At 59.9% G+C, this 13,582-nt stretch carries 6 protein-coding genes and 1 pseudogene; 2 read left to right on the top strand and 5 right to left on the bottom strand.

The annotated features are described in order from the left end of the window. Window positions 1-278: 278 nt before the first annotated feature. Window positions 279-605: a hypothetical protein gene (locus RO009_03185; protein ID MDT3684032.1), complete on the top strand. Its 327-nt coding sequence runs from the start codon at window positions 279-281 to the stop codon at window positions 603-605. Window positions 606-985: 380 nt separating this feature from the next. Here RO009_03185 and RO009_03180 read toward each other — a convergent pair. The 5 genes from RO009_03180 to RO009_03160 all read right to left on the bottom strand — a co-directional run bounded on the left by RO009_03180 (window position 986) and on the right by RO009_03160 (window position 12,071). Next, window positions 986-2,118 (bottom strand): IS3 family transposase gene (locus RO009_03180; GenBank protein MDT3684031.1). Its coding sequence is split into 2 segments (ribosomal slippage): window positions 986-1,857 and window positions 1,857-2,118, totalling 1,134 coding nucleotides; the frame shifts between segments, so codons are not numbered across the junction. Window positions 2,119-2,302: 184 nt separating this feature from the next. Next, a complete protein-coding gene (locus RO009_03175) occupies window positions 2,303-5,119 on the bottom strand; it encodes an ATP-binding protein (protein MDT3684030.1) in 2,817 nt (938 codons plus the stop codon). 28 nt (window positions 5,120-5,147) lie between these two features. Further along, entirely contained in the window at window positions 5,148-8,045 is a 2,898-nt protein-coding gene (locus RO009_03170) for a DUF1156 domain-containing protein (protein ID MDT3684029.1), read from the bottom strand. A 13-nt stretch (window positions 8,046-8,058) separates the two neighbouring features. After that, window positions 8,059-8,562, bottom strand: a complete 504-nt coding sequence (locus RO009_03165) for a hypothetical protein (GenBank protein MDT3684028.1) — start codon at window positions 8,560-8,562, stop codon at window positions 8,059-8,061. Next, window positions 8,559-12,071, bottom strand: a complete 3,513-nt coding sequence (locus RO009_03160; GenBank protein ID MDT3684027.1) for a helicase-related protein — start codon at window positions 12,069-12,071, stop codon at window positions 8,559-8,561. Before RO009_03160 ends, RO009_03165 begins: the two co-directional genes overlap by 4 nt. A gap of 275 nt (window positions 12,072-12,346) precedes the next feature. Between RO009_03160 and RO009_03155 the strand changes: the two are divergent. Then, window positions 12,347-13,301, top strand: a pseudogene (locus RO009_03155) (IS3 family transposase). The last annotated feature ends 281 nt before the right edge of the window (window positions 13,302-13,582 follow it).

Here is a 13,582-nt window from a genome sequence, read left to right as displayed (position 1 = left end):
TACTGTCTCGCTACTTCCCATTTAATAGCAGCCGCATCCTGCGGCTGGTCAGGCAGCGACCGCACTTAAGGGCGGCCGCGCCGGGGGTGCAACCCCGGCACGACCTGGCCATTCGACCACCTGCTACCACAGGAGATCGTCATGGTTCCCAATACCATGCGGGCGACGCAGCGCGTCGTCAATAATGGACCCATCGGACGCCGGGTCCGAGCCCTCTATCAGGTAATCTCGACTGCTGCTGCTGCGGCTGCGCTAATTCGCGCGGGAGGGGCGTGATCATGCATATCGTCACGCTTGTGGCTGGCGCGGACGGGCACGTACGTATTTTGGCAACGAGGGCGCCGGATTTGGCTAGGCGACAGATTGCTGCCGAAACCGGCGACGCCTACTTGGTTTATTGCGGCGTTGCTCCGCCACAGATCGGTTCGCGTGCCTTTGTCGTAATGCTGCGGCAAGCGCTCGACCACGCCCATCTGGGTAATTCAACCTTCGCGCTTTCGCCGAATTCTGCGATCAGGACCGTCTATTTGCTGCTCGCTGTTACGCGGTTGCAGCGGGACCTCCAGATGTTGGTCCGTTTACTCAAGCGTTTGTTTCGACGGTGAGGTGCATTGGTGCATTGATCGGTAATCCAGCCGGCCAATCAAAACGGCCGGGTCGCAACGTTCGCGACCTGGCCGGAGGGGCGATTCAGGATTTTTGTCGAGCAAGCGGCCGCCGCAAGCTGCTACGGAAGCGCGCTGGTGGCTAGGCAAGCCGGAGAACGCCCGGAAACAGCCCTTGCAGGTGCGTCGCAGGTTCGGCCGGGTCTTTTCTGGGGTTCGCAGTGCGAGCTCTCTAGGAGAGGCCCTGGGCGTCTTTGGTGGGCAAAGGGCGACGAAGCCCCGCTCCAGATTGACGGCTTCAAAACGGTGACCTGCTCCCCTTAATTGCCCCCGTTTTTGGGTAGAGTCCGTTCCTAGTTGAGCTGCACCCCGTCTTTGGATCACGCGGCTGGGGAATTTCCAGCCTGTTCGACCAGTGGCGGGCCGTGCGCCGCTGATCGATTCAGCACGTCGATCGGCGGTCGGTTGCCGATCGCGCTGTGTGGTCGCTCCTCGTTGTAGTGTCTACGCCAAGCCTCGCATTTTCGCTGCGCATCGTCGAGGCTCATGAACCAGTGTGCGTTCAGACACTCGCTCCGGAACTTGCCGTTGAACGACTCGATGAATGCGTTGTCGGTGGGCTTGCCTGGCCGGGAGAAGTCGAGCGTGACGTCACGCTGGTAGGCCCAGAGATCGAGATCGCGCGAGACGAACTCGCTGCCCTGGTCGACCCGGATGGCCTTTGGATAGCCAAGCTGGCGGCCGACACGTTCAAGCACCTCGACAACATCGGCACCGCGAAAGTTGAAGCGCACTTCCGTCGCCGGCGAAAACCGGGAGAACGTGTCCACGATGGTGAGCACGCGCAACTTGCGGCCGGTGGCGAGTTGATCGTGCACGAAGTCCATCGCCCAGATCTCGTTCGAGCGGGTCGCTGGCTGACGGTCGTCTCGCAGCCTGGCCTTGACCCGGCGCCTGGGCGTTTTGTTGCGCAATTGCAGGCCCATCTCGCGATACAGCCGATAGACGCGCTTGGCGTTCACCGGCCAGCCCTCACGCCGCAGCAGCACATGAATCCGCCGGTAGCCGTAGCGCACCCGTGTTGCGGCGATCTCCTTCATCCGGTGGCAAAGGGGCGCCTGCCCAGCGCGGCGGCTCTTGTAGTGGTAGGTCGAGGGCTCCGTCACCAGGACTGAACAGGCGCGACGGATCGAGACCTTCCAGGTCGATCGCGCATGATCGACCAACTGCCGACGCCGGGCAGGCTTCATAGTTTGCGGCGAAGAACATCCTGCAGCATGGCGCGATCAAGCGACAGGTCGGCGACCAGCTTCTTGAGCTTGCCGTTCTCATCCTCGAGCTGACGCAGGCGCTTCATCTCCGAGGGCATCAGACCGGCATACTTCTTACGCCAGTTGTAGAACGTGGCTTCGGAGATCCCTGCCTTCCGGCAGACTTCGCCGATCGCGGTGCCGTCCTCCGCCTGCTTCAGCACGAAGGCAATCTGCGCCTCCGAAAACTTCGATCTCTTCATGGTTCGCTCCGTCCTCCGGCCGTTGCCGCAAAACTGGAATTTTCCAGCTTAGCGCAGTCCAGAAAACCGGAGGCAGGTCATAGTCGGGCAGCGCCCAACTTGAAGCGTCCTCTCATCCCATCCTCACGAGTCGTGTCGTAACAATTTGTCAGCCCCAACAAATTCAGGATGTCGCACGTCCTACTCACTCCCAATCAGCGGCCTTCAGTCCAAGACTGCGGGCGTTTTCAGAAACTGCGCGCTTTATCGAGTCATTTACCCCGTCGGGAAAGTCGGCAGAAATCTCGACGGTGAGGCGAATATTCGCGTTTGGATCGGAAGCAAGCACGGAGACGATCTCGTCGGCAATCTGCACCAAGCGCATCTTCGCGGTGGCGGTCGGAATGTCGGCTGAGCCGAAGAAAGATTTGACTTTTGCCGCTCCCGGTACCAACGGCTTTCCACCTGGGTCCGAGAGTCCGCCGCCAGGTGTGGTGGAGGGCAGAGGATAGTCCGGACTGGTATCTGCTCCCGTAGTCACGGTTGGACCGGACCCGACATCGGAGTTCGGAGCTTTCGTCCGGTTTGCCTGCTCGTAAGCGCGTGCCGTCTCTGGCTCAATCAGAAGCAGGGTATCGTCGAACACCACACTGCCGCTGCCCAGGCCGAAGCCCTCGAACTTACCGTCGGCCTGACCATAGGCCGTGCCGAAGAAATCCTTGCTGGCCACGCCAGCGTGAATTACCTGCCCTAGAACATCCCGCGATTTCAGGCGCGGCATATAAAGATACCGCAGCGTATCCTCAAAGAAGGCGGAAGCGTTGGCGGCGTTCTGGCCGCCTTTCCAGTAAAGTTCCTTCAGCTTTGCGCGCAGGTGGATTGGCGACCAGGTGGTGATGACAAGTTCGTTGTCGGTGCAAACCCGCTCAATCTCTGCGCCAGCGCCGCCAGCGGTGTTCAGAGGGAACGCCTCGATGCCAGACTTGTCAGCGGGCGCATCCTGGGTCGGGCAGAGCAGCCACTTGTAACATTCGCGCGCCGCACGCGGTAGAACGTCCTCGGCGCTCTTGAGTTCTTTCTCGGCCTGGCTCTTTTGCAAAAGGTCAATATTGAGTCGACCTTCCTTTACATCATCGACGATCGAGCTCCAGGCGAGTGCCACACGCGCAACATCCCTGAGTCTAGCAAGCGCGCCGTGGTCAGCAGCAAGGAAGATCAGGCGATTGCTGCGATAACGTGGCGTCGCACCATTTTTAGTAATGATCTCCAGAGCGAGATCGAATGCAAGCCGCGCCTCGTCCCTCGTGTACCAGTTTTCAGGGGGCAGGACGACAAGCCGCAGCGCGCTGTCGTCAGGCACATCGGCGTGGGATGTGAAGATATGTACGCCATCGAAAAATGACGCCCCGCTAAGGGTCTTTTTGAGCGTGTCCGCGATCTTGACGCGAACCTCCGTGAGATCGTCAAACCGGCGTTTGCGATCTTCCATCTCACGGCGCAGGTTGGCGCGGGTGTCAAACCAGAAACGCGTCGCATCCTGGCTTTTGTCGCCGGAAGCGTTGAGATAATGCAGCCGGTCGGCGAGACGGCTAAGGGCATCGGTATAGACCGATGAAGTTTGCCCCGGCTGCAAGCACCCCAGTACAATATGCGCGCGGTCGATACCACGTGCGGCAGCATTGGACACAACGGACGATGGCGCGCTGCCAAGGAAGATCGTGCGCGCAATGCGCCGGGCGGCTCCGACCTGGCCGAAGCGCGGCTCCCGGCTTTCGAGCGCGGTGGTTTCCGCGCGCTCGCCGTCGATGTCGCGCTCGATCACGGCATCCCAGCCGGCGGGCAGATAGTAGGTGAGTTCGTTACGGCTGCTGCCGTCATGCAGCGGCAGGCTGCCGGGCATGATGAGCAGGTCTTTGTTGTCGTCCTTCCAGAGGCGAAAGATGACCTTTGCCATCAGTTTGAGCACGCCACGTGTACGCTGGAAGCCGTCAATGGTCGTCCAGTCCTCATATAGCCGGTCGAAGATTTCCGGATGGATGGGATAAGCTTGCAGTAGCCTGTCGTAATAGCGTCGTTCCTGCGTTTCAGATGGAAGCTTGACACCCTCGGCAATGTAGAGATCGGCGAAAGCGCGACACACGGCTTCGCGGGTTTTTTCGTCGCCTACCTTCTCGAATAGCCGTCGTCTCACTATCTCGAAAGCCTCTTCGGTCGCTACCGGCTTCCAAATCGCCTGCACGCGCCCGAAAGTCTTTTCGAGAGCCCGGAGCGCAGCAACGCCGCGCTGGCTGCCGGCCTCAACATCGGACTCGGGCAATGACGCTAGAACGATGGCGCGGGGCACCCGTGTGACCGCATTAGTCAACGCTTGAACAAAGGATAGATTGGTATCGTAGCTGCCGCCGCTTATGGTCTGCGATTCGGGGAATTGTCGAAAATAAGCCACAAGTTCGTCGATCAGAACGACACAAGGTGCATATTTCTCCAAGAGCGGCTGCAGCACTTCTGCGCCGCATGTACCCGTCGCGTCAGCCTCGGCAACGAGTGCGTAGCCTTCGGCACCGCCAAGCTGCCAGGCAAGTTCGCCCCAAAGTGTCCTGACGGTCTGACCGCCGCGCTTCCATGGCTGACCCGGCGCATGGGCGGTTCCGTCGATCACGGCCACGCGTGCCTGTGGCACGTCCATCAACCCGGCCCGGTCAACAAGGGCCGGAATGCCCGCGAGTTCGGACAAGACGCCCTTGCGGGTCGCAAGGTGATAAACGGCCAGCATGGTGTGGGTCTTGCCGCCGCCGAACGCGGTTTGAAGCTGTACGACCGGCTCGCCGCCCTTGCCGGCAAGCCGCTGCGCCACCTGCGTCAGAAGAAGCGCCATGCCCTCAGTAATGAAGGTACGATCGAAGAAAGCGGCGGCGTCCTGATATTCACGGCTCGCCTTGCCGGTACTGACCGCCGTAATATCGGCCGCAAACTCCGATTGCTGAAACGTGCCTTCGAGTACGTCCTGATGGGGAACAGCCACTTCCCTCCAAGGTTTCATATCAGCCCCCTCATCCGAATAGATCAGCCTGCTGCGCCTTCGGAGCCGCTGCGGCGGCGGACTCGATGGCGCTCCAGCTTGTGACAATTTCATTGTAAGCGCGGGCATCCTCAGCCCAGCCCGCGCGCTCGCACAGCGTATAAAGACGATAGGCAAGCTGTCGCGTCGGCTCGGCTTTCGCGGCGACGGCCGCAAGGACTTTTCCCGCGCCGCTCTCGCCTTCCGTCTTGAAGATGCGGATCAGGTGATGCAGGGCTTCCCATACCGGCAGGCGATCATCCTCTGTCGGATTCCAGGTCGCCGGGTAGTCACCCCATTTCAGCAGGCGGACGACGCCACCGGTAGCATAGAGCACGCCGGTCTGCTTCACGCCGTCAACGCTGGTGCCTTTTCCGCGTGCCAGAACGTCGGCATCGCCGAACTTGCCTTCCTTCCATCCGTACTGCTCAAACCAGTGCAGGCAGAATTGCGTATCGTGGTCGAAGTCGTCCTCGGCGAGGAAGCGATTGATGAGCCGCAAAGCGGTCTGCACCGTCATTGGAGTACCGTCGGCCTCAAGCACGGCGGCGTATTTTGAGAACACGGCCATGCCGGGACCGATGATGGCCTGGGAAAGATCGACCGGCGCGACCGGAGAACGGTCGTCGCCGGAGCCGCGTGTCATTTCATCAAGCGCCTCGGGTAGAACCTGATTCAACTCGCGCAGGAATGCGCGGCGAGAAATGGTTTCCGCCGTCGCGGGTCGCGGGCGGCAAACAAGGACGATACTGGATGCGAGGGCGTTTGTACCGGTCTTCACACCACTTGGCCGCTCAGTACGCATCGGCCAAGTTCCAGTCAGCGCAAATCCGGCCCGCTTGGTCGCTTCTAGGAATGTCTCCCAACCTGTTGATGTCGTGCCAGTCTCTGTGGCCGTTTCGGATTGTCTGAATGCGTAGTAGATAGTCAGCGGGAAACTTGGATGGGCCAAAGCGGCGAGACGGGTTAGCGATAGAGCCATGCCGTCAAGAAAGAACATCTCGGCCCTTTCCTTCCCGCCGTGGCGATAGGCAGAAGCGACAAGCTCCTCCACCTTGGGTGTCTCAACGGTTGCCAACAGACTCGGGAAGACTGGCCGAAGGGACTTTCTAATCCAGACGTAAAAGAAGTCAGCTAGGTCAGCATAAGCCACGTTGTCGTAGTAGGGCGGGTCTGTCGAGATCAGCTTTGACCTAGATATTTCCTGCGTCTGCGCGTCTGCCTGCTGCACGTGCGCAGACCGTATCAAGGCTTGCGACACTATTTTCGCAATGGACGTTGTTGTAGCTCCGAAATCACCAGCCGCGCCTGCGAAGGGATTTACCTCTGGGAAGTCCCACGCCATCGGTATGGCTTGTCTACTAAACAAATTGACGCTCTGTTCGCGGCTTTGAGACCATACAGCAAGAGAATTTATTGTATTCGCCGTCCTGCTGACGGCCAGGCCGAGATACACCGCGATAGCATCAGCATAGGCTTTTGCGCCTGAGCCGCCCGATTCGAGTGCGGTGTCGTCGTTGGGCAGGTTGGCGGCCAGCGCGTCGTGCTCAATTTGTTTTCGAGCTTCCGTAACGAGATCGCTGAACATCGTCAGCGCCACAAGCTGGCGCGGGGTGAAGAGGTCGCCCCATTCGGTCAGGCCATAAGGAACGCACGTACCGCCCGTGAGGCGGGCAGGCACATTGCCAGAGGGCTTCCAAGCGGGTTGCGCCAGCCGAGCGGCATTCTCGTGTTCGAGGGTCGGCGCCAAAAAGACACGGCCTCGCGTACCTTCTGCGACGATGGCCATGAGCCTTGCGCCCATGCGCCCGGCTCGCCCCTCAGCTTTGATGTAGTCGCCGCCAATGGGTGTATGTGAGAGCACGCAACGAAAGTTCGCGCCACGACCGCCGGCCTTGGTGCCTTCACTAGCTTCCTGCGGCGGCTTACCTACCTTCACCGTGAAGCTGTACTTGTCTTCATTGACGATGGGCTGAACGTAGGCTCCTTTGCCTTCCTTGCTTGAAAGAACAAACGTTGAGGCCAACGGCACATCGACGTGACGGAAGGCGGGATTCGGGCTTTTCACCGTCCGCGCCCAGAGCCAGGCGATGACCGTGAGTTTCTTTCCGACAAGCGGTTTCAGATCGGGCCGATCATCTGCCATGTCCTTCGTAATCTCGACAGGCGGGTAGAGATGCCCGATGCGCTTTTGCGCTTGCTCGCGCATCCATTGGCCGTAATAGCGGACGTCTTCGGCGATTCCTTGCGCCGCACTCCACTGGTTGCTCCAAGAGTCATGGCTTGCGCGCGCTTCCGGGTTCACCGGCGGGCGTCCCGCAAACTTTGGCGGAATCTCTAACATCGCCTTGTTGATGAGGACGGCGACGGGGTTGAGGTCGGACGCATAGGCTTCAAGCCCAAGCCGTTGCGCCTCCAGCGGCAAGGCGCCGCCGCCGGCAAACGGATCGTGGAAAGCGGGCAACTTTCCGGGGTCGAACAGTTCCGCAGCCTGCGGGTGATCCTTGTTGAGGTCGCAAGTTTCGCGCCAGGACTTGCGGATTTCAACGCGGGCTCTTTCCAGCACTTCTTCGTTGGTGGTGTTTTCCCAGGTCACCATATCTTTGATGATGGCGAATAACCGATTGCGGCTTTTGGCCCAGCTTGCCTTGAGATTGTTGGGCGGAACCTCGCCGGGATGCTCAAGCTCCCATTTCCACGATGGATCATTGACCATCTGTGCAAATATCACGGCCCGCGCCGCAGCCAGCGGTCGTCGCGCCCACCACAGATGCAATGTGCTGGGATGGCCGTGTCGAATGGATTTTTCGCGAGCCGCAGCAATATTAATCGCGTCCAGTGGGAGCGACACCTCGATAAGCTTGCGGGGGGATTTTATTGTTGAAGTCAAGATTCTAACCCTCTCAAGACGAAACATCATCGAAGCCGCAGATCGCGTCGATGATTTCTTTTGCGCTTTTGGAAAGAATTAGAAAGCTTTGTGGCGGACTGTATTTCACCCTCTCGGTGAGAGTAGAGCGATGCAGCGCGACGGATGGGATCTGAAACGAGCCGAGATGATAGCATCCGACTCGGCCGTCGTGCCCCACGTACTGCGCTATTGCATCTGGAGGAAGGTTGAGTTGCTCGGCAAGTCGAATTGCTTGCTGCAAGGTGATCATAGTAATTTTGTCGATTCTAACTCGTCCACAGATCGCGCTTATCGGGCTATTGACGTGAAAATATAGCCAGTCAAAACTTCGTTCTTTAGGCACGCGTTTCCGAATGACGGCACCCAGTGTCCCGCCTAACAAACTGCGATGCCACTTAGCATCGAAGGAAACGACAATCGCATTCGATTGCTCTGCCGTCGTCAGCGCGGTGGCGACCACCAGGGCCTGCTTTCCCATAACATCGGCGGCGCTCATTGAACTTCTGCCTTGGCGAGCAGATCGCCCAAGCTGTAATTGATCGACGCGACTCCCCAGCCGGGCTCGCGGTCGAAAGGATTGCGGATGTAATGCGGGCCGTCGATGGAGTCGTCCTCGCCGACCAGCGCGATGGCCAGTACGAACTTGTCGCCCTGATTGAAGGCGTAGAGCATTTCGTTACGGGTGATGGTAACGGTGCTGGCGCCCTTCACTCGGCCCTTCACCTCGATATGGCGCGGGTCGGGCTGTTTGCCGTCGATGGCAGGGGGATAGGAACTCAAATCCCACCCGCATTTTGCAGCGGATACATCGACGACGCGGCAGCCGCGCGCTTCCTCAGCCTTCTGCACGGCCTGCATGGCAAGCTGCTCGATGCGCGAGCGTGCCGCCGGGTCGGCGGCAAAGGTCGCCGCCGCCGGATCGACCGGCTCATCACCGCGCAGTTTTGCCATAAGGCCCGCCGGAACGATCAGCGCCGCGCCCAGCACGACTGGGGTGCCGTTGACGACGTGCCGCATGGCCTGAAGCTCTTTCTTGCGGTTTTCCAGGCGGCTTTGCAGATCGGAAAGCGTGCGCTCGATATTTTGGAGGTTGAGGCGAACGTCCCTGCCGGCCTCGCCGTCCTCCTTGAGCTTGAGCCAGCGATCCTGCCAGAAGGCGATTTCCTTGCTCAGGCGCTCGTGCACGGCGTTGAGGGTCTTTTCGACATGGGCGATACGCCGCTGGGCGACCTCGCCATAGTGTTCGGGCACAAGCGTCGTTGCCGCCAGCGACAAGGCACGCTGTTCCTGGCCCGAGGCAAGCCACGACGCCTTGAGGGTATCCCTGAGCAAAACGCGTTCGCTCTCTGACATCGGCTCAAGGTCAAGATGCGGCGCCCAGCCCGCGAACTCCGCCTTGCCGTCCGGCCTAACGCGCACGAATTGCAGACGCTTGGAAAGAACGGCGCCGTCACCCGATTTGATTTCGTGGGTGAGAAGAAACAGCAGCGCGGGATCAAGACCTTCGTCGGCAGGGTCGATAAGAACGGCACCCTGCCGCAGCAGGTTGGCATGCTGCTCAAGGATCATGTCCGACATGGCGAGCATAAGCGGATGGCCGGGGTGCATGAGAACGGCGCGCTCCAGCCCGGGCTTGTCGAGCGGCTGAATGGCCTCCCGTTCGAAACAGATGCGGCTATACCGCCGCAGCACCGGCTCATTCTCTCGCCGGTTCCGCCCGGTCAAGCGGCGGTCGCGTTCGCGGATCGCTGCGGGGACATGAGTGACCTCATAGCGGCTGGATTCGCGCGGATGCGCCGTTCCGCCGAGGGTATCCAGCGCCTTGGTGAAGAAGGCGCGCACAAAGAAGGGCTGGAGCCGCCGGGCTTCGGCCTTCTCCATTTCTTCCTTGACGGCGAATAGCCGCTCGGCACTCATAGTTTCCTGCGCGAGAGCATTGCGGTTGAGAAGGTTCTTGAGGTGATCGTGGTCGAGCGCCTGGTCGATCTTTTGCGTCAAACGCGCACGCACCTCAGGCTGGTCACCGTAGCGGATAGCTTGAATGAGGAGGTCTTTGAGACTGGTTTCCTCGAAAACCTCGCCCAGAATGTCGAAGACGCGGCCCTTCAGCGCGGCACTTTCGACCTCCAGCTTCTTAAGCAGCCGATGATAGACGTCACCCTCACGAGTTTCTTTGGCGACCAGATTCCACAGGTGGCAGACTTCAGTCTGCCCGATACGGTGGATGCGACCGAACCTCTGCTCCAGCCGGTTCGGGTTCCAGGGCAGGTCATAGTTGACCATGAGGTTCGCGTTCTGAAGGTTTACGCCTTCGCCGGCTGCGTCGGTTGCCACCAGCACGCGAACATCGGGATCGGAACGGAACAATGCCTGGAGTCGGCGGCGCTCATCACGATGCGTGCCGCCGTGAATGGTGACGATGGCATCGGGATTTCCAATCACGCCGGCAACCTTGGCATGAAGGTAATTCAGCGTATCCCGATGCTCTGAGAAGATGATGATCTTGCGCTGCCGGCCGGCGGCATCGCGCATTTCGGGATTATTCTGCAAAATCTTGGACAGCTCATCCCACTTGCGATCCTGGCCTGACGCGACAACGGCCTTGGCCTGGGCTTCCAGCCCTTTGAGGATGACGATCTCGGCCTCAAGCTCGGTAACGGTCTTGGCGGCGGTCGCCTCGTCGATCAGATTTTCTTCAAGAGTTTCCTGTTCTTCGGCGCTGAGGTCGTCGTCATCCTCAGGGATTCCGGGATAAGTCTCGGCAATGGGCTGGCGGCCCCGGATACCCAGTTTTTCTTCGCGCAGCCGATTCTCAAGCCGCTCGCGGCGGCGTTTGAGCGATTGGAAGATGGCCTCTGGGCTTGAGGCAAGTCGCCGTTGCAGCGCGGTGAGCGCAAAACCGACCGATCCCTTGCGCGCGCCTTGGAGTTGGTCAGCCTTGCCCATCTCCGTTTGCACGTAGTTGGTAACGGCCTCATAGAGCGCAGCTTCGATCGGTGATAACTCGTAATTGACTGTATAGGCGCGACGCTCCGGAAACAGCGGGGTACCGTCAAATTTCAGTAGTTCTTCCTTGACCATGCGACGCATCAGGTCGGAGGGATCGACCTTATGAACGCCATCCCGGAATTTTCCGTAGAAGCGGTCCGAATCCAGAAGCGACAGGAAAAGCTGGAAGTCTTCTTCCTTGCCGTTGTGGGGCGTCGCCGTCATCAGCAGTAGGTGCCGAACATGCTTGCCCAGCTTCTCCGCGAACCGAAAACGTGCCGTCTTTTCAAGCTTAGATCCGAAATAGTGCGCCGACAGCTTATGTGCCTCGTCGAACACGGCGAGGTCCCAGCCAGGATTGCACAACTTGTCCTGTAGCTCCTCGTTGCGGGAAAGCTGATCGAGGCGGACGATCAGGCGCGGGAAGTCGTCGAAGGGATTGCCGCTGGGCGAGGTCTGCTCCAGCAGGCTCGAATAAACGTGAAACTCCAGCCCAAATTTCTCAAACAGTTCGTCGCGCCACTGCTCGACCAGGCTGCCTGGCGCGACAATTAGAATGCGGTGCGAGTCCGCGCGCATGATAAGCTCGCGGATGTAGAGGCCCGCCATAATGGTCTTGCCGGCGCCAGGATCGTCGGCAAGAACAAAGCGCAGCGGCTGGCGCGGCAACAGTGACTCGTAAACGGCGGTGATCTGGTGCGGCAGCGGCTCGACGTTCGAGCTGTGCACCGCCATCATCGGATCAAACAGGAAGGCAAGGTCTATCCGCTTGGCCTCGCAGGCCAGTTGGAAGGCACCACCGTCGCCGTCGAACGAGAACGGGCGCTCGGTACTGGCAACGGCGATTGTTGCTTCTTCCGCCCGCCCGAGCAGGCGTTCCTTCATCGTCCCGTCAGGCGCGCGGTAAATTAGCTGCACAGACCCTTCGGCCAGCGGTACGACCGCCACAACGGTCACAATGTCAGTTGGTTCGATCCCCGAGAGGCTTTGCCCGGGTGCAACTTCTTCAAGTCTCATTGCTCCGGGATGGCCTTCAGGCAGGCTTCTGTCACCATCGATCTCCCCCAAGTCGGACGCACTTCTCTTTACAGCAACGGCGGCCGCAAAGCCTCGGTTCTCGTAGCGGGTTGTGGAAAGCTGAAGCTCAGGATACCTTTACCCCACAAAGCTACCCCACAATTCGGGACTCGCCGGCTAAGTGGCTGAGCCGGTTCACTTTTGTTCTTAGACTCGGAGTCCTATACCCAAGCCAAATGGCCGTTATGAGTAAGTGGCCTGCACCCGGTTCCGAAGAGATCGCGCGGCTCAAGCGCGAAGTGAACAAGCTGAAAGCGGAGCGGGACATCCAAAAAAAAAAGCCGCAGCCTACTTCGCGAAGGAATCGACGTGAAGTGCTCCATCATCGCGAAGCACCGGGGGATCTGGCCGGCGGATTGGATGTGCGGGGCGCTCGGTGTCTCGCGGGGCGGCTTCTATGCGTGGCTGAAGCGGCCGCAGCCAGCGCAGTCGCAATGACGAAGCGCTCGGCGCGAAGGTGCGAGCGAGCTTCCTGGCGAGCGACCGGACCTATGGCGCCAGGCGGGTCTGGCATGATCTGCTCGCCGAAGGGATATCCTGCGGACTGCACCTGTTCGAGCGGTTGATGCGGTGCCAGGAGCTTAAAGCCCGCCCGCGCCGGCGTCGGCTGCCGCCTGACCTGGGTCCGCGGCAGGCCGCCGCCGTCGCTCCGAACGTGCTTGACCGCGCCTTTGCCGCTCCCGCTCCCAACCGTCGATGGATTGCCGACTTCACCTATGTCTGGACAGCCGAGGGCTGGCTTTACGTCTTGACCGTCGTGGACCTGTTCTCTCGTCGTCGTCGGCTGGTCGATGAGTGCCGCCATGACGGCTCAGCTCGTCACCGATGCGCTGGTGATGGCGATCTGGCGGCGGGGCAAGCCTGACGCGCTGCTGCATCACCGATCGTGGCAGTCAATATACCAGTGAGCCATTCCAGCGGCTGGTGGCAGATCATGGCATCGTCTGCTCAATGAGCCGCTCCGGCAATGTCTGGGACAATGCGGCGATGGAGAGCTTCTTCTCGTCGCTGAAAACCGAGCGCACGGCGCGCAAGACCTACCGGACACGGGACGAAGCCAAGGCCGACGTGTTCGACTATATCGAGCGCTTCTACAATCCGAAGCGCAGGCACTCGACCATCGGCTATCTCAGCCCTATGGAGTTCGAGCGGAAGCACGGGTTAGCTTAAGTGCGTGTCAACAAAACCGGGTGCAGGCCATAGGTCTAATACGTGGGCCTCCAGGACTTGCAGATAAGAGCGCTCTAATCTTAGAATGTAAGTATGTGACATTACCCATTGGCGACTTTGGGCGAGCTGGATTCTTTGAAATCAAGAGCTTAGCGGTGAGCAGGTCGCGGGTCCGTCCTCCGCTACCAAATTCCGCGCTAAGCCACTGAAAAAGCGCGCCTAGCCGATAACGAATTTGGCGCAATGCCGATTGACGCAGCTTCTCCGTTCTCGCATGGCGC

It is taken from the genome of Pseudorhodoplanes sp., assembly GCA_032027085.1.
GTDB lineage: Bacteria > Pseudomonadota > Alphaproteobacteria > Rhizobiales > Xanthobacteraceae > Pseudorhodoplanes.
This window is presented reverse-complemented; position numbering and strand designations above follow the sequence as displayed.

Coding starts and splice junctions, on each gene's coding strand:
- RO009_03160 (MDT3684027.1), bottom strand. CDS start 12,071: ATGAGACTTGAAGAAGTTGCACCCGGGCAAAGCCTCTCGGGGATCGAA.
- RO009_03185 (MDT3684032.1), top strand. CDS start 279: ATGCATATCGTCACGCTTGTGGCTGGCGCGGACGGGCACGTACGTATT.
- RO009_03165 (MDT3684028.1), bottom strand. CDS start 8,562: ATGAGCGCCGCCGATGTTATGGGAAAGCAGGCCCTGGTGGTCGCCACC.